The organism is uncultured Desulfobulbus sp., from assembly GCF_963662935.2.
GTDB lineage: Bacteria > Desulfobacterota > Desulfobulbia > Desulfobulbales > Desulfobulbaceae > Desulfobulbus.
In genome coordinates this window covers 480,041-501,223 of the sequence record NZ_CAXXTL010000002.1, presented here as the reverse complement: position 1 = coordinate 501,223, position 21,183 = coordinate 480,041, and the positions used below count along the sequence as shown (strand labels likewise).

The window sequence follows — 21,183 nt, the reverse complement described above, 5'->3', positions numbered from 1 at the left end:
GGGGTAATCCATGATTTTTATGGGTCGTTTTTTGCTCTCGGTTGTTCTCTTCGCGCTCATGGCGGCATCTGCCCATGCCGCTTCACCCTTCTCCTGCGAGTCGATGCAGAAGCACATGGAGGGGTTGAAGGCGGCGATCAAGAAGGCACCGAACAAGGAGGCTGCCGCCAGGGAGCGGGCTAAACTCGACCGCGTCTCCGAGCAATACACCGAACACTGCATGAAGCCAAAAACAGGGAAGCCGGGTACTGCAGCCGAGGCCTGGAAAGCGCTGCTGCAAGCAACAATGCAACAGCTGGGAACTCCGGAAGAGGAAAGTCAACGCCGCCGGGACGCGATCAACCAAAAGGGAAGGCAGCTCGGCGACAAGTCCACTGCCTCCCGCACCGAAGCGGGCGGAAAGGAAGTCCCTGTGCCCCACGCCATACCCGTCGAAGGAGTGCTTCTGATCGAGGGTGGCTCCTCCTCGACCTTTTACGGCAAGGTCAAGCAGGAGCTTTCCTACACCATCCAGGAGACCTTTGTCGGCAATCTCATCGTCACCCGCTATTACGATCATGCAGCTGGTCGTTATTCCGCCAGGGAGGACTATGCGATTCAGACCCTGTCCGCCGAAATCTTTGCGGGCCCCTTCAGCGGCCGGGGCTGCGCCAAGTATACCGGCTCGCCTCCCGTCTGCACCCAGTGGCACCAGATCGATCTCTGGCAGATTGCCGATGGCGAGGAATATCCCGGCAGATTCGATGGCGTGGTCAGCGCGACCAGCGACGGTCGTGCCGTGACCATCAGAATCGACGGCCCGGATATCGAATTCGGCTCTTCCCAGGGGCCGGTCACCATTAAAACCGGCTGCGGCGATCTGCTCAGGGAAACGGTCAAACGCGATGAGTTCAAGCAGTGGATGCGCCGCTCGATCGTGCGGATCAAACGGGATGTGAGCAAAACTTCGCCGGGATGCCGCCCCGGTTCGACCGTGTCCCTGGAGATGCACATCGGGTCGGGGCAATGAGGCCAAGGCACCATGAACGGTTGCATCCCCCCTTCCCTCCCCAGGGGGGGCGGCGGAATTCGGGGGTCGATGCCCCAGTACCCCAGATTCCACTGCGTTGCATCCAGGCTACAAACTGCTCCCCGCACCTCGCATCAAAGGCTAACCCCACCCCGGTAACCCGGAAAGTGTCCTCATGGGCCCCCCTGTTTCTTTTGATCTTGACTTCCTGTTTTATGATGATTGGGCGAATTGTGCATATTGACAAACGTGTTGACTTTTGTAGGTCGCTGAGTTAGGGGGATAAAATAATTCGTTCCGACTTGCTTTTTTCATACAGGAATCTCAACCGTACCAGCATCTCGATCAGCTATACACTGCGTCTATTCAGACCATTCATTTCTTAGCAGGCTGAGAAAATGATCCCGATCCTTCGGGAGACCTTTCTTGGAACATCACTCATTCTTACTGGAGGGAATTATGCGGATGATGCGAAAAATGCTGAATGTGGGGTTGTTGACAGGCTGTTGTCTCATGGTGCAAGCGGCTGCAAGTCCATGCTATGCAGCAGGTGACAGCCCTTGGATGGTACGGTTGCGGGCATTGGGAATAATCCCGGATGACAGCAGCAGTCAGATCACAACCATTGGTGGTGAAGCCAGTGTGGATAGCGCCGTCACTCTTGATCTGGATATCTCCTATTTCTTCACCGAAAATATCGCCGCCGAGTTGACGCTGACCTATGCGCGGCATGATGTCACCGCAGAGAACACGGCGGTCGGCAATATCGATCTTGGTTCCCTTGATTTACTGCCGCCGACCCTGACCCTGCAGTATCATTTCATGCCCAAGAATGCGTTCCGCCCTTACGTCGGTGCCGGCTTCAGTTATGTGCTCATTCCTAATGAAGACTCGGGCCCTGTCGCGACTGCTGTTGATTACGATGACGGTCAGGTTGGCCTCGCCCTGCAGGCCGGATTTGATTATTTTTTCACCAAGAACTGGTGCGTGAATGTCGATGTGAAGAAGGTTTGGGTTGATGTTGACGTAACCGTGCATGCACTCGGTACAACCGTCAGCACGAATGTTGACGTTGACCCCTGGCTGTTTGGCGTCGGTATCGGGTATCGATTCTAACCCATCCGCGTTGCTGAAAATCCGAAACAGGACAGGCAAGGCCCTTTGCGGTTTTTGCCTGTTCTGTCCGCTGTCCTTCCCCTTCTCTGTTAAACCTTTTGAACAATGACAAGATCATTGATTTGTTCTGTTTATCAAAAAAACAGGGGAGATGTGTTTTGTCGTCATTTCGAGCGGTAGCGAGACATATCGTGTTTTGAAACAAGAGATGTCTCCCGTTGGTCGAAATGGTGCGCAGACGTTCATTTTGCAATAGGCTCCATTTTTCCCTTGAAGGGGGGACAAGGAACCTCTGGGCGCCCTGCACATCTCCTTTTCCGGCCGCCCCCCTGCCCGATTGTCTGTTGCCAGCCTGCAGTGTTTTTCGGCATGGGGCAATCCGTTGCGGCAAGGTGAGCAGCATAAGAAGGAGTTTCCCATGACCATTCGCTCTCGTTCGTGTTGGCTTTGTTTGTCCGTCTTTTGGCTGCTACTGTACGGGGGAGTGGACGCGGGCGCCTTTGCCGCTGGACCTTCCTTTGATTGCACCAAGGTGGCGACCAGAAGCATTGAGGTGATGATCTGCGCGGACCGGGAGCTGATCGAACTCGACCGCAAACTGGCTTCGGTCTATGGGCAAGCAGCCGAAAAAGCGGTCAACGAGCACTCTCCCGTGCTTAAGTCCGGGCAGCGTGGCTGGATCAAGGGCCGCAACGACTGCTGGAAGAGCGATGACCGGCGACGCTGCGTTGCCGACAGCTACGTTCAGCGGATAATCGAGCTGCAAGCCCGGTATCGCTTGGTGGCCCACATCGGCCCGGTAATCTATCTCTGTGGCGACCATCCGCAGAGCGAGGTGGTTGCCACTTTTTTTCAGACCAATCCACCCACCCTGATTGCCGAGCGCGGCGACCAGGTATCCCTGATGGTCCAGCAGCAGAGCGCCAGCGGCGCCAGATATCAGGGCCGTAACGAATCGTTGTGGGAACACCACGGCGAAGCTCTCATCACCTGGGGCTACGGCGCGCCGGAAATGCGCTGTGTCACCCCTCTCCCATCAGAATAGGGCAGGGCAAATGAGGAGGAAACTTCCTGGACCTCCCCTCACACCACCCTGCGTACCTCCAGCCTGATCCTTCGCCCTCTCTGTCTCCCCACGGGCGAGTCATTTTTTGGATATTTTTCTCACCCATTTTATCTCCATTTTTCCTGGATTGCTTTTTCTTTTGCAGAAGCGGATAGTTACACGATATGCTCAGCCTTATGCACAAAACTGTGCAGGCGGCACCTCTCACCCTGTTGTCCAGGGTAGGGCAAGAAAAATTCACTCTTCATGGTGAGCGCAATGACACGAGATCTCAGCCTGGCAGTGGAGTTGATTAAGTCGTTCGAGGGCATCCTGGACGGCGATCCTGCAACAGTCAATCTAGACCCTTATCTCTGCCCAGCCGGGTATTGGACCATCGGCTGGGGGCATGTGGTGCTTGACCCGCGCGGCAAGCAGATCAAAGGGGCGGAGAGCAAACAAGAGGCCCGTTCCGTCTACCCAGGCGGCATCACCAAGGCCGAAGCCGAGGTGCTGCTGACCGACGATATTCGCCGGTTTGCAGCAGGGGTCGAGAAACTGCTCAAAGTAGTGGTCAGCGACGCCAAATTTTGCGCCCTGGTCAGCTTTGCCTACAATGTCGGGGTCGGCGCCCTGGAGCGATCAACCCTACTCAAGCTGGTCAATCAAGGGGCCCTTGACCAGGCACCCGCCCAGTTTCTGCGCTGGACCAAGGCCGGTGGCAGGGAATTGGCAGGATTGAAGCGCCGCCGCGAGGCTGAGGTGCGATTGTGGCAATCTGCGGAGGCTTGAAAAGGCGGAAGTGAACTTTCGCCGGAATACCAAAAACAGTGCCCTGTTGCATCGAGGAGAAAGAACCCGAAAGGCACACTTCCCCCTGTAACGGGTAATCTTTTCCCCCATCACAAGGAGCGAGCCATGCTGTTTATCACCAACCGATTTCCCAAGCAGTCCATTCAGTCCAGAGCCGGACGGGTTTTTGATTTTGATCTGCGCAACAATGCTCCTAGTAACTCGGTGTTTTTTTGCCGACGGGAGGAGGACGGCACCACCACCGAGGTCGGCGGCCTCAAATTTATGTCGGAGCTCAAGCAATCTTCCTATCGGCAACTGCTGCTCTATATTCACGGGTATTCTAATCTGCCTGCTGATGTGTTCAATGGGGCTACTGAATTCCAGCAGTTGTGCAACGGAAAATCGGATAAAGAGGTGTTGGTCATCCCCGTGATCTGGCCCTGCGATAACGATCTGGGTATTGTTAAGGATTACTGGGATGATCAGAAGGCGGCGGACAGCAGTGCTTCTTCCTTTGCCCGTGCCCTGTGCCGCTTCCTCGAGTGGCGTGAATCCGATCTTAACGATCCCGAATCCGATCCCTGTCTCAAGCGAATCAACGTCCTCGCCCATTCCATGGGCAACAGGGTGCTGCGCGAAACCCTGGTTTCCTGGGATAAATACGACCTCGCCGACGGCGTGCCCATGATCTTCCGCAACACCTTCCTGGTGGCCGCAGACATCGAAAACGAGTCCATTCACCGCCACGAAAAGGGGCAACTCATCTGCGACGCCTCGCGCAACGTGGTGGTGTACTACGCCTCAGACGATCTGGCTTTGCGCAGCAGCAAGGCGGCCAACCTGAAGAACAAGATCGCTTCCCGCCGTCTTGGCCACAGCGGCCCGGAAAATATGGAATTGACCCCGAATAATGTGTATATCGTCGACTGTGACGACGTCAACAACGCCTACGATAACCCCAAGGGGCACTCCTATTTTCGCAGCGGCCGGAGACATGGCGAACCCGGTGTGGTCTTTGACCATATTTTCGAGTGCCTGCGCACCGGCCGGGTCTTCCCCGAGGACGCGGAGCGCCGCGCCACCATTCTGCGAGAATAGACTCCCTGCCGCTTGCCTTCCCGCCTCATTCCGGCATCCAGACGGCAGCGTCCGGGTGCCGGGCACCCCGAACACCCCTTCGAACCGGTTGTTGCACGATCATACCCGAGGTAAAGAAGACCCATCCGGACACACGGTTAACCCTTTCTGGGAGAGCATCCATGAACCAAGCACTGTTGCTGGTCGACATCCAAAACGATTATTTTCCCGGCGGGGCCATGGAATTGGCCGGAAGCCGGGAGGCTGGCCTCAAGGCCGGGAAACTGTTGCAGGTCTTTCGTCAGAAATTCTTGCCGGTCATTCATATCCAGCACATCGCCACCCGGGAAGGGGCAACCTTTTTTCTGCCGGATACGCTGGGGGTGGCCATTCACGCCAACGTGGCGCCGCAGGCAGGGGAGCCGGTTATGGTCAAGCATTTCCCCAACAGTTTTCGGGGAACAGCACTGCTTGAATATCTCCAGCGGCAACAGATCTCCCAACTGGTGATAGCGGGCATGATGACCCATATGTGCATCGACACCACTACGCGGGCGGCGGCGGACCTTGGCTTTCACTGCCAGTTGGCGCATGATGCCTGCGCAACTAGGGATCTTACTTTTGGCGGGGTGGCAGTTCCCGCTCCGCAGGTGCAGGCGGCCTATCTGGCTGCCCTCGACGGCCCCTTTGCCCAGGTGCTGTCCGTGGATACCGTCTGTGCCGCGCTGGTATCCTGAGAGCAGGAGCAAAGGACGATGAAGATTTCAGTGATTCTGGCCCATCCGCAGGAGGGGAGTTTCAATCACGCCATAGCCCGGGCAGCAGTGGAGCGATTGACGGCCAGCGGGCATACGGTTGTGATGCACGATCTCTACCAGGAAGGGTTCGATCCTCTGCTCCCTGGCGAGGAGATACCCAAGGGAGCCTCTTTGCCGCCGATGATTGCCGGCCACTGTGCGGAAATCACGCAAGCCGATGGCATCATTATCATCCATCCAAACTGGTGGGGCATGCCGCCGGCCATCTTGAAAGGCTGGGTGGATCGGGTCATCCGGCCGGGTGTCGCCTACGGATTCGTGGCCGGAGATTCCGGCGAAGGAGTGCCTGTGGGTTTGCTCAATGCCCGCGCTGCCTTGGTTTTCAACACTTCAAACACGGAAGCGGTTCGGGAACGGACGGTGTTCGGCGACCCCTTGGAGACCATCTGGAAAAACTGCATTTTCGATCTCTGTGGCGTGAAGCGGTTTGCCCGGCGGATGTTCGGGGTGGTGGTGACCAGCACTGAGCAGAAGCGGGCCGAATGGCTGCACGAGGTGGCGGCCTGTGTCAGCGCATATTTTCCCCCTGAAGACGGAGCGTAAAAGTGGTGATTAGCTCCGCTGCTCCCTCGGAGAATGCAGGTAAACAGATGAGGACAAGGAAGGAAGATGGAAAACCGGCAGATGGGCCTTTTTGAGAAATTTCTAAACAGCGAACAGGCCTCGGGCATCGTCCTTATACTGGCCACGATCGGCTCGATAACACTCGCCAATGCATCCTTTGGTCCGGGGTATCTGGACTTCTGGCAGCAGAAAATCGGTTTTTCCGGGGCAGGAGTGGAGCTGCATCAGTCCATTGAACACTGGATTAACGATGGCCTGATGGCGGTGTTTTTTCTCCTGATTGGGCTTGAGATCGAGCGTGAACTCTACATTGGCAAACTTTCCGACCCGCGAGAGGCAACTCTGCCGGCCTTTGCCGCGCTCGGCGGCATGGCTCTGCCCGCCCTGTTTCATTTTTTCTTCAATCAGGGGACGCCGACCCAGGCTGGCATTGGCATTCCCATGGCAACGGATATCGCTTTTGCCCTTGGGGTATTAGCCCTGTTGGGCGATCGGGTTCCTGCCTCGCTCAAAATTTTTCTCGCCGCCTTTGCCATCATCGATGATCTGGGGGCTATTGTCCTGATTGCCCTGTTCTATGCGCAGGGTTTTTCGCTGCCCTATTTTGCCTCGGCCCTGATCATTTTTTTGGGGTTGCTGACGCTCAACCGTCTGGGCGTCAATCGACTCGCCCTCTATCTACTTCCCGGCGTGGTCATGTGGTATTGCCTTCTCAAATCGGGCGTCCACGCCACCTTGGCCGGTGTTCTTCTGGCCTTTGCCATTCCCTTTGGCCGGGGCGACGAGGACTCGCCGTCGTCTACTCTGCTCCATTCCCTCCATAATCCGGTGGCCTTTCTGGTCATGCCGCTGTTCGCCCTGGCCAACACCGGGATTGTCCTCGGTGGGAATTGGTTGGGCAGCCTGGCAACGGCCAACAGCGCGGGGATCTTCGCTGGTCTGGTTCTTGGCAAACCTCTCGGGATAGTCTTCGTTTCCTGGCTGGCGGTCAAACTCGGCATCTCTCGTTTGCCAGACGACGTTCGCTGGGGCCATGTCCTTGGTGCCGGCCTGCTTGGCGGCATCGGCTTTACCATGTCGATTTTCATCACGCTGTTGGCCTTCAACGATCCCGCCACCATTCAAAGCGCCAAAATTACGGTTCTGCTCAGTTCGGTTGCCGCCGGAACAGCCGGGTATGTGATCCTGCGAAGGGCTGCCGTCCCAATTCCAAACAAGAAAGTGTAGCCCGCAGTCATCTCGCCTTTTCAGGTCGATTTTTTTCAGTCCGGACGCAGCTGGAAAAGTCGGGAGACGAGGGGGGCAGATGCAAGAAATTCGTCTTGTTCGCAGAGGTGTTCAGGATTTTCTAGTCAGCATGTATATTCCACGCGGTTACAATCCCAAGATTTGTCATTCCGAATGCAGGTGAGGAATCTCGGGCTATTCTCCCGTTCGGTCGAAAGGATAAGCCGGGAAGTGTCAACTTGAAAGCAAACCGGAATTAGCCGGTTGTTTCCTCGGAGAGCGGGAAATAGACGCGGACCGTGGTGCCCTGGCCGGGCTGGCTGACGACGGTCACGCAGCCTTTGTGGGCGCGGAGGATACCCAGAACCATGGGGAGGCCCATGCCCCGGCCCATGAATTTATTGGAAAAAAAAGGATCAAATATTTTTTCGATGTGTTCTTCCGCAATGCCTGAACCGTTGTCGGCAACCTCGAGACAGGCATAAGCCGTCCCCTGCGGTTTCCAGGCAAGGGGAAGGCGGTGTTCTGCAATATCGGTCGTGGCCGCCGTGCCGATGGTCAGGTAGATATCGCAGTGCTGATCGTTGCTCGATTCCCAGGCGTTTTCAACCAGAATGTTCAGCAGTTCCTGGATCTGGCGGGCGCTGGCAACAAGGGTCGGGCCTGAGGCGGGAAAGTTGGGGTGAAGGGTTGCGGTCTCAGGCTTGAGTGCCCGTAACAGGGGAAGGCTCTGGCGGCAGACGGCGCTGAGATCGATCATGGTCCTGTCGGTGATGGTCAAGCCAAGATAGGTGAGCATCTTGCCGCAGATCTCCGCCGCCCTGTTGGTCCCGTCCTGCGCGTACCTGAGGCTCTGCTGCAGCACCGGGTTGTATGGCGCATTCTCCAGCGCCAGTTCAATGTTACCGAGGATAACGAAGAGCAGGTTGTTGAAATGATGGGCGATGGCGCCGGCCATTCGCCCCAGGCTGTCTTCTTTTTCCCTCTGGTTCAATTGGTGCAACAATTTCAGGTTTTCCGCTTCCAGTTTTTTGCGCTCGGTGATGTTTTCATGGGCGACCACCACCCGTTTGCCCTCACGGGCTGGGAAACGGGTCACCATGCCGCTGAACCACGGATTTTTTCCCGGGGCATGGCAGGCATACTCCTGGGAATAGATGTCCATTTCGCCGTTAAGCACCTGGACAATGCCGGAGGCGAGTTTTTTTGCTGCCTCGGCCTCCGTGCCCTGAACCGAATGGCAGAGGGCAAGATAGTTTGCCCCTTCGCTGATCGTTTCGGGATGGTCGCTGGTGGTGTTGGCAAATTCCCGCCAAGCCTGGTTGACCGCAATAATGCGACCGGTTTCATCGAGAATGGCGATGTTGGCGGAGAGGGCATCAACGGTCGAACGGGCAAACTGTTCCGACTCAGTCAGCGCCTTTTCAACGGCCACCCGGTCGGTGATATCGGTAACGGTCAGTAGGAGTTCATCGGGGCTGGAGGGCGAGCCGTCGTCGAAGCGATGTTGTCGGGTTGCCTGAAGCCCGACATAGGAAGGCGTGTTTCCAGGTGTGTTGATCCGGAGTTCCAGGTTTTTTTCGGCGGGATTTTCAAAAAAGGCTGGGGAGCGGGCAAAAAAATTCGGGCGGTCATCGGCATGGATAAAATCACCGAAGTGCCTGTCCAAAATCTGCGTTCGATCCTGATGCACCATCTTGGCAAAGGTGATGTTGGTTTCGCTGACCACCCCGGCTTTGTCGAGGACGACGTAGCCGACGGGCGCGTTGTGGTATAAATGCATGTAGCGAGCGCGGCTTTCTTCGAGGGCATTCTGGGTCTTTCGCAGTTCTTCGTTATGCAGTTTCAGCTCGACCTGATGGTCCGGCGATTCGTGGATAGCCTGCTTGCGATCGTCCGCCAACTCAAGGGCGGATGCACTCGTGGCCGATGCAAGAATCCTTGCCGTAGATTTTGGCAGGTTTGTTAACGGGATGTCGCTGTGGTCGCTCATGATGGATCAGTGGCGGATTACTAAAAATGCCGTTCCGAAGAGTCCGGAGGTCGGCTGGTTCATCCAGCAGGTGGTATGGACAAGGAAAGAGGTGGGCACTGTCTCATTGTGGTACAGAGGCTAACGGGAAAAATTGAGAATAACAAGCTTTTCCATGAGGTTGTTTAAAATAAATCGCACCGCTTAGTACTCGTGGCGAAAGGGGTGGAGATTTGGCTGGGTGGGGTTGCCACGGATTTATTTTGTGGGCTTTGCCTGTGTTGCAGTATTTCGCCCGGCGAGGATGTTACAATGTGGTCATCCCTGCGACCTGATCATCCGGGATGGAGCACTTTTTTAATCAAGGTGGCCATATCTTTTTTCGTCAGGGGTTTCAGGGCAAATTCACGAACGCCGTGGGCTTTGGCCTCCTCTTTTGAGATGAGAGTGCTGTAACCCGTGCACAAAATGATGGGAAGGTTGGGCCGGTGCAGCAGCAGGCGTCGGGCCAGATCCATCCCGGTCATGCCTGGCATAGTCTGGTCGGTGATTACTAGGTCATAGAGGTCGGGGTGGTTCTGAAAGGTGGTGAGGGCCTCGAGTCCGTTGCTCCGGACTGTCACTCGGTAGCCCAACCGTTCCAACATGGTTTGCGCCATGGCGGCCAGCACTTCTTCGTCGTCGACAAAGAGGATGTGTTCGTTGCCGGAGAGTTCCGGCTCCGCGGTGATTTCTTCGGGCAGCACTTCCTGCTCAGCCTGCGGCAGGTAGACGTGGAACACCGATCCTTGCCCCGGCATGCTGTCGAGAGTTATAAAACCATTGTAGCTGGTGACGATGCCGTGGATGATGGAAAGCCCCATGCCGGTGCCCTTGCCCGGCCCCTTGGTGGTGAAGAAGGGATCGAAGATCCGGTGGCGAATGTCCTGTGTTATGCCCGTGCCGGTATCGCTTACCGAGAGTTCAATGTAATTGCCGGGGCGGGCCACGGAAGGCAGGTTGTTGGCATCGAAGCTGACTTTTTTCAGGGAAAGGGACAGCTGGCCACCCCTTTCCTCCATGGCGTGGAAGGCGTTGGTGCAGAGGTTCATTAGAATCTGGTGCAATTGGGTCGGGTCGATATGCACCGGTCCGGCTTGCGTGTCGATCTGGTGTTCGATGGAGATGGTCGTGGGCAGGGAAGGCCGGAGCAGCTTGATCACCTCTTTGACGATAACCGAAGGGAAGAAAGTCGTGGGCTCGTTTTCGGTCTGGCGGCTGAAGGTGAGGATTTGCTTGACCAAGTCCTTGGCGCGGTGGCCTGCCTTAAGAATCTGGTTCAGATCCCTGGCCAGCGTGGTTCCCTCGGCGACGTTTTCCCGGGCCATGTCGGCGTAGCCAATCACTGCCGCCAGGATATTGTTGAAATCGTGGGCAATGCCGCCGGCCAGGGTGCCGATGGCCTCCAGTTTTTGTGCATGGAGCAGTTGGGCCTGGAGGTGCCTTTTTTCCTCCTCGGCCAGCTTGCGCTCGGTCATATCGTTCCCGACGCAAAGGATTTCAGTGACCTCGCCCGCTTCATTGTAAAACGGCTTGTTGCTCCAAGCGACCCAGACGCGCGTCCCATCCCGGCGGATGTTTTCGTTTTCGTTGGTCGCGTACAACTCGGGCCGCTGGCCGATATCGGCAATCAAGGCCCGCAGATCTTTGCCCGTGGAGTCGGTCTCGGGCACAATGGTTCCTGCCACGCTCCGGCCGAGTACCTCTTTGGCAGCATACCCGAAAAAGTGTTGGGCATATTCGTTGAAAAAAGAGATCCTTCCTTCGCTGTCCATGCGCAGAATAATGCTGTTGGCGTTTTCCACCAGTTCGCGATACCGTGCCTCGCTTTCGCGCAGTAAAGCCTCGGTCCGCTTCCGCGCAGTGATATCCAGGGCGGTGAAAATTGAGCCCTTGGCAAGGCCAGCGGCGTCAAGCGGCGTCGATGCCAGTAAAATATCGAGAATGACCCCGTCCTTGCGTTGCCAGCGTGTCTCCACGACACCCGACCCGACTTCGCGGATTTGCCGGTATTTTTCTTTGCCGACATAGTCGAAATCCTCTTGGGTGGGGTAGACAAGACGAGCGTTCTGGCCGACGAGTTCCTCGGCTGTGTATCCTGTCATTTCACAAACCCGGGTGTTGACCTCTACAAAGACGCGGTCGCGAACAACGCCGATTCCTGTCGGGGCGACCCGGAAAAGGCTTTGCAGCTGTTCTTTGCTCTCTTGCAGGGCTTGCTCCGCCCGTTTGCGCTCGGTGATAAAACGGGCTTGCTGCATATTCTGGTAGGCCGAGGCCGACAGGTGACTGGCAAGGGTGAATAGGGCCTGGGCTATTTTTTCAAACCGGTCGAGCGACATGGCCGGCACCTCGTGAAAGGCCTCGATAACCGTTTCTTCGTCGGCGCCGATTTGCCGCGCATAGGCTCGCATTTGTTCCTCGGTCTGGGTTTCGTCACGCACCTGACCAATCAGCCAGTTGGCGATGTGCCGGCCGCCGACCGTGATGCCGGCCCCCGCGTCCCAGAGCCCTCCACTGAGACACCGTTGGATTGTCGGCCCTTCCTTGCAGGCTTGACCAATCAGGGCATCTGAGCGGAAGCAGTTGGCGCGGCCAATCTCGGTTGTTCGGATGATCCCGGAGCAGAGTCGGCAGAAGTTGCTGGGCGCGGTTATGGGGGTCCCATCGGCATGGGTGATGATGGACGCCACGCCGGTCGCCTGGGCGAAGTCGTCCTGGATGCGTTGCAGGTCCTGCAGGTTGAACAGTTCTTCGACGGCGATCTCTTTGAGACTGTCCAATGGTTGGACCAGAGCGATTATCCGTCTTTCCAGCGCCTCTTGTGTCCGTTTTTGCTCGGTGATGTCGTTGCAAAATCCGACAACGCGGGTATCGGCAAGATTGAGAGCGGTGAGCGACATCCAGCGGCGCTCGCCGTTTTTCATCCGGAAGGGCACTTCTCCCTGGAATCGGCCATCCCGGAGAACCGTCTGGAAGTGGCTCTGGAGTTCCGGCCAATCCTCCTGGAAATGGAGGTCGGCGATGTGCATGGTCAGCAGCTCATGTTCCGCATAGCCGGTGATTCTGCAGGCGGATGGATTGACCTGGGTATAATGCCCCTGGGTATCGGCCGCGAAGACGCCATAGGGGGTATTTTCGAGGTAATGGCGATGTCGCTGCTCGCTTTCCTCCACGGCCTCTTCGGCCTTTTTTTGTTCGGTGATGTCCAGGGCAAAGCCGTCGATCACTTGTTTCTCACCAGGGCTGCCGGTTGCACCGATGGCCGTCAGTCGGGCGTTCATCACCACCCAGATGGTTTCGCCGGTCTTTTTTCTTCCCTGATATTTAAATTGCCTGACTTCGCCGTGGGCTTGCAGCAAGGCAATGAATTCGTATCTTTTTTTCGGATCGACATAGAATTGTCTGGCCAGATCGGTGTATTCCCTGACGGCCTCCTCCGGCGAGACGCAGCCGACCATCCGCGCCATCTCCGCATTCACCAGCAGAGCCTTGCCATCCAGGGTGGTGCGGAAGATGCCCATCGGCGAATTTTCGAAAAGATGCCGATATTGGGCCTCACTTTCCTCCAGAGCTACGCGGCTTTCCCTGAGCTGCCGGTCGAGGGAGTGGCGGTGCAGGCTCATGGCCACGGTCGCCGCGAGTTCCCGCTCTGGCACAGGTTTGATCAGGTAGCCGTAGGGGGCGACGATTTTGGCCTGCTCAAGCAGGGGGTCATGGGAGAATCCGGTGACAAAGACGATGGGCACATCCGAGGAGTGATTGATGATCTCGGCGGTCTCGATCCCGTTCAGTTCCCCGGCCAGCTCAATATCCATGAGCACCATGTCGGCCGGATGATCCCGGAGCAGCGTGATCGCCTCCTCGCCGGTGGCCACGGGGCCGAGCACCCCGTAACCGAGGTCGGTGAGAATGTGTTCAAGGTTGGCGGCGAGGATACCGTCGTCCTCAACAATGAGCAGGGTGGCTGTGGTCATTTTCTGCCTCGTTGTTCGCTGAAAGTAAGAGTGAAGCGGAGTCCCTCCTGCCGGTCCAGCTCATAGCTGCCGCCCAACTGGTGGCGGCCGAGCATGCGGATGAGCACCATGCCCAGCGTCTTGGCGCCGGTCCAGTCCAATTCGGGCGGCAGGCCCACGCCGTTGTCCGCGACGCTCAGGGTATAGACCCCATTTTCCAGTTGCATGCGGACCCAGATGCGGCAGGTGTCGTTGCCCGGGGCAGGCAGGCCTCCGGGGAAAGCGTACTTCAGAGCATTGGTCACCAGTTCATTGATAATCATACCACAAGGCACGGCGAGATCCAGCGGCATCTCGACGCCCTGGGCTTCGGCTTGACAATGGATGCGCGGCGAGCCAAAGGAGGTGCGCAGATGGGAAATCAGGGCCTGAAGGTAGTGTTGAAAATTGATTCGTGCCAGGTTGTCGGCGCGGTAGAGTTTCTCGTGGATCAGGCTCATGCTCCGGATCCGGCCGCCCAGTTCGGTGAGGATATCACGGCCCTGAGGATCGACGAGCATGCGGCGCTGCATGTCCAGAAGGCCGACGATGGCCGCAAGGTTATTTTTGACCCGGTGATGGACTTCGCGCAGCAACACTTCTTTTTCCGCCAGGGCGGCGGCGAGATGGTCCTCGTTTTCCTTGCGTTCGGTGAGGTCGATGTCCACACAGAACAGTTCGGGGGGCTGCCCCGGAATTTCGAGGATAAGGTGACTGGAATACACCGCCACCCGGGAGCCATCGCGATGCATGAGAGCGAGCTCCGAGGCGGCAATGGGCTGCCCGGTTTCAGCCATCTGCCCTATTGCCTGCCGAACCGCGTCCTGCATTTCCGGTGGGATGATCAGGTCCAGAAGATTGCGGCCGATAGCTTCTTCCGCGCTGTATCCGTACAACTGTTCGGAGGCCTGGTTCCAGTATTGCGTCGTGCCGTCGGGGCTGTAACCTTGAACCGCCACCGCCGGGAGGCTCTCAAGGAGCTTACGGAATCGCTCCTCGCTTCGCAGTAATCCTTCCTCGGTCCGCTTGCGCAGGACAATATCCCAGGCCATGTCACCCAGGCTGGTTACCAGATCGATATCCTCCTGGTCATACTCCTGTGCCTTGTTGCCCACGCCGAAGACGGCGACGATGCTTTCGTTCCTGAAAATCGGGACCACCAATTCGCGCCGCACCTCGGCGTGACCGGGCGGTAACCCCTTGCGGTGGGGTAGAGAGGGATAGTCATTGTGGATGACCGCCCTCCGCTGGCGGATGCAGTCAATCCAGACGCCCGCCTGGTCCACGGGATAGTGGCGCCCTTTGCCTTCTGCTGTGCAGAAGTGGGCCAGGGTATTGCGCGACCAGGCCTGGAGCGAGAGCGTCTGTTGATCCGGTTCAACGAAATGGAAAAAGCCGACCTGGCTGCCGGTTAGGGTCTCGGCCTCGTCCATGACGCACGAGAGCAGCGTGTCCAGGGATAGAAAGGCCGATGCCTCGCTCAGGCGGAGGCGGGCCTGGAGGAGGTTTTTCATCTGCTGTTCGCGGGTGATATCGATGATGGTGCCGCGCACCAGGACAATCCGGCTTTTCTTTCGCATCGGCTCGCCCATGGTGCGAATCCAGAGTCTTCTGCCGTCAGCGGCGAGAAAGGGAAAACGGAGATCGTAGGGTTCACCCGATTCAGCGCAACGCCGGAAGGCCTCGGCGATCAAGGGCCGGTCTTCGGGAAGATAACAGGCCAGGCTCCTTTCGATGAGCTCGGCGGAAAGCGTCGGCTGGTCCTCAGGAGCAAGGCCATGGATACGGTAGGTCTCGTCGGTCCAGGTCATGGATTGCTCGGCCACATTCCATTCCCAGCCGCCGATTTGGGCGAACCGCTGAGTGGTGTTCAACAGGGATTGGCTGTCCTTGAGCGCCTTTTCAGCATGCACCCGCTCGGTGATGTCCCGGACGCTGGCGATAACCCCGTTGATGGAAGGCTCGTCGAGGAAGCTCTGGGCAATGGCCTCCGAGGTGACCCATTCCCGTGTTTTGTGGATATGCCGGTACTGGACAGTCACGGTCTTTTCCGGATGTTCGACAGCCTCATTCCAGGCGGCCACCACGTTGTTCATGTCGTCGGGATGGATGAGGGTGTCGATTGCTCTGCCCTCCAGTTCAGCAATCGAAAATCCGGTGATTCTCTCTGCCCCTGGACTGACATACCTTTGGGTGCCGTCGGCATTGATGATGACCAGGCTATCAGAAGAATTCTGGACAAGAAGATGGAGCCGGTTCTCGCTTAAGCGCAACGATTCTTTGGCTTGTTTGCGCAGGCTGATATCGCTGATGACCAGGTGGCATTCGGGAGTGCCGCCTGCAGCGGTTCCAGCGGTGGCGTCTAGCTGCACCCAGAATAGGGTGCCGTCTGCATGCACCAGCCGGAGTTCGCATTTCTGCGGTTCCTTGGTCTTTAGGAGCTGTTCTCGGAATAGAAAATAAACGCCCTGGTCATTCGCGATGATAAAACGGGAGAGAGGTTGCCCGACCATTGCCTCTCTGGCAATGCCCAGGAGGGCGGCGGCGGTGAGGTTGGTCTCCAGGATTATCCCTTGGGCGCTGATGGTGCAATACCCCACCGGTGCCAGGTTGTAGAGTTCGAAATAGCGTTTCTTTGCGGTTTCGACCTCATTCCGGGTTCGGCGCAGCTCCTCGTTTTGCATCTCAAGCTCGATCTGATGCACCTGCAGTTCATGGAACATCCGCCGGATTTCTTCAAGCGAGAGGGAGGTGAGGTCGTCCGGGGACTGCGGTGAATGGATCTGGGCGACTGCCTCGGCGGGTTTGCGCAATGTAGCAGCGTGGTTGGATCGGTTATCCGTGGGGTTCATCGTGCCTCCCCACCATCGTTGGGCGGTGTGCTGCCGCAGGGAGGATCCGCCCCGTCGAGGACGGTTCTCAGCAGGGTGGCCAATTCTTTTTTTGCTAAAGGTTTCATCGCAAACCCCTTGATTCCGTAGCGCGTGGCCTGTTCCGCGGTGACGAGGTTGCTGTAGCCGGTGCAGAGGATGATCGGCAGGTCGGGGCGGATCTGCAACATCCTCCGGGCAAGATCAAGGCCGGTCATTCCCGGCATGGTCTGGTCGGTGATGACCACGTCGAAACGGTGCGGTTCATTCTGGAAAGTGGCCAACGCCTCAAGGCTGCCGGTGCGGACGGTCACCTCGTACCCCAGCCGCTCCAGCATGGCTTGCCCCATCTCGGTGAGGATTTCCTCGTCATCCACCAGAAGGACGCGTTCCCTGCCGGTGGGAACCGGCTCGGCAGTGGTGTCTGCAAGCAGGATGTCTCCATTGATGGCCGGCAGGAAGACCCGAAAGGTCGCCCCTCTGCCTGGTTCACTCTCGCAGGTAATGAAACCGCCATGTTCGGCAACAATGCCATGGACGATGGAAAGCCCCAAGCCGGTACCCTGGCCGACCCCCTTGGTGGTGAAATATGGTTCGAAGATGCGTTCCCGGATCTCGGGGGCGATGCCCGGACCGGTATCGGAGACGGAGAGCGCCACATAGTCGCCGGGCTGGATTCCCGGCTGCTGGCCGAGGTCGGCGGCTGTCAACTCGCGGTCACCGAGGGCGATCTCCAGGGCGCCGCCGGTCTGCTCCATGGCATGGAAGGCGTTGGTGCAGAGGTTCATGAGCACCTGGTGCAGCTGGGTGGGGTCGGCTAAAATGGGTCGGGTAGCGGCTATGTGCTGGCTGATGGCAATGGTCGAGGGCAGGCTCGGACGGAGGAGTTGGGCTACCTCCTTGACGGTCCGGGCGGGGTCGAGGGCGACCCGTTCGCTGGCGCTCTGGCGGCTGAAGGCGAGGATCTGTTTGACCAGGGCCGCGGCCCTGTTACCCGCTTCCAGCACTTTGTTCAGATCCCTGGCCACAGCTGAGTCGTGCGGGGTGTCGTCCCTGGCCATTTCGGCGTAGCCGAGGACAGCTCCGAGGATGTTGTTGAAGTCATGGGCAATGCCGCCTGCCAGGGTACCGATGGCCTCCATCTTCTGGGCATGGATGAGCTGGGTCTGCAACCGTTTGCGCTCTTCCTCGGCCCGCTTGCGTTCGGTGATTTCGGTGAACATGCAAAACGAGCCAGCGAACCGGCCAGCACTGTCCTGTACCGCGGTGGCGGAGACCTGGGTCCAGACAATGCGGCCCTCCTTGTGCCATAACCTGCGCTCATAGCGGCCATTATTGCCGTGCTGTCGTAGCTGCACTTGCAGGTGATGGTCATGGAGATCATCCTGATAGATGAAATCGTCAATGGGGCGGCCCAGCATTTCCTCAGGTGCATAGCCCAGCATCGCGGTCAGGTGCGGGTTGACAAAGGTGGTCCGCATCAGCGCATCCATCCCCCATATACTTTCCTGGGCGGTTTGAACAATGCGGCGATATTGTGCTTCGCTTTCCTGCAGGGCTGCTTCTGCCTTTTTGAGCTCGCTGATATCGAGGCAATGGCCGATATATCCGAGAAAGTTGCCGGTGCTGTCGAATCGGGGCGTGCCGTCGTCTTGCAACCAGCGGTATTCGCCGTCAGCATTCCGCAGACGGTAGGCCATGCTGAACTTATCCCGTTTGTCAAAAGCAGTGACATAGGTTTGCAGGCAGCGGTCAAAGTCCTCCGGGTGAACCCCTTCTGTCCAGCCGTTGCCCACCTCCTGCTCCAGGGTCCGACCAGTAAAGCGGAGCCAGGGCTCATTGAAATAGTTGCAGAGCTTGTCAGGGCCGCTGGTCCAAATAAGCGCCTGGCCGGAATTGGCGAGGGTGCGATAGCGCAGTTCGCTCTCGGCAAGGGCTAACTGGCTTTGCCTGAGCTGGCGGTCTAAGGCGTGACGGTGCAGGGCCATGGCCAGGGTGGCGGCCAGTTCCCGTTCCGGCACGGGTTTGATCAGATACCCGTAGGGAGCGGCTATCTTGGCCTGTTCCAACAGGGGGTCATGGGAATATCCGGTCAGGAAAACGATGGGGACATCCGTTGATCGGCAGATGACCCCGGCGGTCTCAATGCCGTTCATGGGTCCGGCCAACTCGATATCCATGAGCACCAGATCAATCTGCTTGCCGGCCATGAAGGCAACGGCTTCTTCTCCGCTGGCCAGAGTACCCGCCACCGCATAGCCCATGCGGCCGACCATTGCCTGCAGGCAGGCAGCCAGGATTCCGTCGTCTTCAACAATGAGAATATTTGCCTTAGTCATTGGTATGGTCCCGGTTGCGAAGGGTAAAGGTGAGGGTGAACCTGGTGCCCTGCCGCTGATCGACCTCGTAGCGGCCGCCCAACTGGTGCTGACCGAGCATCCGAACCAAAACCAGGCCCACGGTTTTGGCGGTGTTCCAATCGAAATCAGCCAGCAGGCCAACACCGTTATCGGCCACGGATAAAGTATAGGTCTCGTGGTCGCGGTTCAAAGCAACATGGATGCGGCAATTGCCGTCCTCCGGATGCGTCAAGCCCTCGGGGAAAGCATATTTAAGCGAATTGGTGACCAGTTCGTTGATGATCATGCCGCAGGGCACGGCCAGGTCCAGGGGCATGAACACGCCCGCAGCGGCGATATCGCATTGGATGCGAGCCGTGCCGAAGGACGTGCGCAGATGCGAGATGAGCGACTGGAGATATTCCTGAAAATCGATACTGGCTAGGGATTCAGAGCGGTAGAGTTTTTCATGCACCAGACTCATGGATCTGATCCGGCCGCTCAATTCAGCCAGAATGGTCAGGGCCTGCGGGTCGTCCATGGCTTGGCGCTGCAGGTCAAAAAGCCCGACAATGGCCGCCAGGTTATTCTTGACCCGGTGATGCACCTCGCGCAGCAGCACTTCCTTTTCTGCCAGGGAGGCCCGCAGAGCCTCCTCCGCCCGCCTGCGTTTGCTGATGTCTCTGACGATATTCATCATGGCCGGTGCACCCTCATAGGTAATGGAACGGACCAGAATCTCAACCGGAACTTCCCGCTTGTCCTGAGCAATCAGGGTCGTTTCAAATCGGGCTTGGCCTGTTTTTTCAAGAGTTGCCAGTCGTTGGGCAATGCGTTCCGGCGAGCTGTCTTTTTCAACATCCGTTGCTGTCATTCCCGCCAGTTCGCGTTTTGAATACCCCACCATGGCGGCGGCCGACTCATTCATGTCAAGAAAGCATGCCGGTGTCCTGTCCGGGGTGATCCTGAAGAGGGAGATGCCATCCATGTTGGCTTCAAAGAGGTCACGATATTTCTGCTCATTTGCGGCCTGGGCCTTCTCTGCCTGAATGCGTTCGGTAATGTCCAGGGAGAGGGAGAGCACCGCCTTGGTCTTGCTTTTCCCATATTCCAGAGGCTGGAGCCGGTTGTAAAACCACCGTTCGCCGCTCGGCAGGGTAACAGCTACCTCCTGGACAAGGGACTGCCCAGTTTCGGCTACCAGGCGATAGGCGGCTGTGAGCTGTTCTCCCTGCTCATGGGGAACGAGTTCTCGGATGTTTGTCCCGACGATCTCTTTGGAGGCCGATCCGGTCAGATTCTCTGCAGCCTTTTCATTGACAAGCAGGAAGGCGCCATTGGCATCGATGATCGAAAGACTCTCCTCCATGGAGTTGATAACGAATCTGTAGTTGGTCTCGCTCTCCTTGAGTTCTTCCGTTCGCAATCTGACTGCTCTTTTCAGGTACAGGGATAAAACAGCAAAGATCAGCGCCAATGCGGCAGTTATCAGCATGGTAAAGCGCAGCCAGGGCGGAAACAATTCTTCCTGGCCGGAATTGCCCACCCACTTCTTGAGGCTCCGGAAGTAGAACGAGTCCTTGTCTTTTTTCCAGGAGGCGAGAGAGGCGTCGAGGTGACGTAGCAGTTCGAGCTGTTTTCCTTTCTTACTGGCGAAATAGATGGGGAAGGGGCTGAACAGGATGGGACTGCCGACCAGGTTGTATTCGCCGGCATATCGTCGGCCAAAATGCTGGGGCGCAACTCCGGCGGCCGCTTCGCCTTTGTGGACAGCGGCAAATACCTCGGTATGGGTCGAGTATTCCTTGATGATGCACTGAACGCCAAGGCTCCCGGCAGTCCTGATGAAATTGGTGCCGCTTATGTCCTTGCGCATGATTGCAACCGTGCGGCCGGCGAGATCGGCAATGGTTGTTGTCCCTGCTTCCTGGTGGACAAAAATCTGCCCCCAGACTTCAGCCACCGGCTCGTTTCCGTACTCCATGCTCTCGGCTCGTTCCGGCGTGTAGGCAACAGAGACCATCAGGTCGATCTGGTCTTGTTGCAGTCGATCCAGACATTCCGCCCAGCTACAGGGGATATATTCGATCTCCCAGTCCTCTTCGCTGCCCATTTTGTCGAGCAGAGCAGGGTTGAGCCCTTGGGCAACGCCGTTCTTGCCGATGAAATTCAAAGGCTCAAGGGGAAAAATGCCCACCCTGATGGGTCCGTGGGGCAGGAGTTCTGTAGCGTGAACCGGCCAGGCTGCCCCGAACAGCAGACAGGTCAGAAGAATGCCCAAAGATCTGTCAAGTATCGGCATGATGCTTCTTTCTCT

13 protein-coding genes are annotated in these 21,183 nt (G+C 57.5%); 8 read left to right on the top strand and 5 right to left on the bottom strand.

Annotation, left to right across the window (positions count from 1 at the left end; genetic code table 11):
* Window positions 1–10 precede the first annotated feature (10 nt).
* The 8 genes from ACHZCX_RS06520 (at window position 11) to nhaA (ending at window position 7,651) form a co-directional block, all read left to right on the top strand.
* Complete coding sequence (locus tag ACHZCX_RS06520; protein ID WP_319586433.1) at window positions 11–1,009, top strand: hypothetical protein; 999 nt, start codon at window positions 11–13, stop codon at window positions 1,007–1,009.
* A gap of 459 nt (window positions 1,010–1,468) precedes the next feature.
* Window positions 1,469–2,125 carry an OmpW family outer membrane protein gene (locus ACHZCX_RS06515; protein ID WP_319586432.1) on the top strand — a complete coding sequence of 219 codons (657 nt, stop codon included), beginning with the start codon at window positions 1,469–1,471 and terminating at the stop codon, window positions 2,123–2,125.
* Window positions 2,126–2,543: 418 nt separating this feature from the next.
* Window positions 2,544–3,170 carry an MliC family protein gene (locus tag ACHZCX_RS06510; protein ID WP_319586431.1) on the top strand — a complete coding sequence of 209 codons (627 nt, stop codon included), beginning with the start codon at window positions 2,544–2,546 and terminating at the stop codon, window positions 3,168–3,170.
* 279 nt (window positions 3,171–3,449) lie between these two features.
* Window positions 3,450–3,962 carry a lysozyme gene (locus tag ACHZCX_RS06505; RefSeq protein WP_319586430.1) on the top strand — a complete coding sequence of 171 codons (513 nt, stop codon included), beginning with the start codon at window positions 3,450–3,452 and terminating at the stop codon, window positions 3,960–3,962.
* Window positions 3,963–4,088: 126 nt separating this feature from the next.
* Complete coding sequence (locus ACHZCX_RS06500) at window positions 4,089–5,063, top strand: alpha/beta hydrolase (RefSeq protein WP_319586429.1); 975 nt, start codon at window positions 4,089–4,091, stop codon at window positions 5,061–5,063.
* Between the two features lie 161 nt (window positions 5,064–5,224).
* Window positions 5,225–5,779: a cysteine hydrolase family protein gene (locus tag ACHZCX_RS06495; RefSeq protein ID WP_319586428.1), complete on the top strand. Its 555-nt coding sequence runs from the start codon at window positions 5,225–5,227 to the stop codon at window positions 5,777–5,779.
* 18 nt (window positions 5,780–5,797) lie between these two features.
* The gene (locus ACHZCX_RS06490) at window positions 5,798–6,403 is read left to right on the top strand and encodes an NAD(P)H-dependent oxidoreductase (protein WP_319586427.1); all 606 of its coding nucleotides are present in this window, start codon (window positions 5,798–5,800) and stop codon (window positions 6,401–6,403) included.
* Between the two features lie 66 nt (window positions 6,404–6,469).
* Window positions 6,470–7,651 carry a Na+/H+ antiporter NhaA gene (gene nhaA, locus ACHZCX_RS06485; RefSeq protein ID WP_319586426.1) on the top strand — a complete coding sequence of 394 codons (1,182 nt, stop codon included), beginning with the start codon at window positions 6,470–6,472 and terminating at the stop codon, window positions 7,649–7,651.
* 256 nt (window positions 7,652–7,907) lie between these two features.
* Here the strand turns inward: nhaA and ACHZCX_RS06480 are convergent, their stop codons facing one another.
* From ACHZCX_RS06480 to ACHZCX_RS06460, 5 genes are all read right to left on the bottom strand, one after another.
* Entirely contained in the window at window positions 7,908–9,644 is a 1,737-nt protein-coding gene (locus tag ACHZCX_RS06480) for an ATP-binding protein (protein ID WP_319586425.1), read from the bottom strand.
* Window positions 9,645–9,958: 314 nt separating this feature from the next.
* Window positions 9,959–13,639, bottom strand: coding sequence for a PAS domain S-box protein (locus ACHZCX_RS06475; protein ID WP_319586424.1), 3,681 nt, complete (start codon window positions 13,637–13,639; stop codon window positions 9,959–9,961).
* Window positions 13,636–16,509, bottom strand: coding sequence for a PAS domain S-box protein (locus ACHZCX_RS06470; protein WP_319586423.1), 2,874 nt, complete (start codon window positions 16,507–16,509; stop codon window positions 13,636–13,638). Before ACHZCX_RS06470 ends, ACHZCX_RS06475 begins: the two co-directional genes overlap by 4 nt.
* On the bottom strand, window positions 16,506–18,866 hold the full coding sequence (locus tag ACHZCX_RS06465) for a response regulator (protein WP_319586422.1): 2,361 nt from the start codon (window positions 18,864–18,866) through the stop codon (window positions 16,506–16,508). Before ACHZCX_RS06465 ends, ACHZCX_RS06470 begins: the two co-directional genes overlap by 4 nt.
* Complete coding sequence (locus ACHZCX_RS06460; RefSeq protein WP_319586421.1) at window positions 18,859–21,168, bottom strand: PAS domain S-box protein; 2,310 nt, start codon at window positions 21,166–21,168, stop codon at window positions 18,859–18,861. The genes ACHZCX_RS06465 and ACHZCX_RS06460 overlap by 8 nt, the downstream gene beginning before the upstream one ends.
* Between the last annotated feature and the right edge of the window lie 15 nt (window positions 21,169–21,183).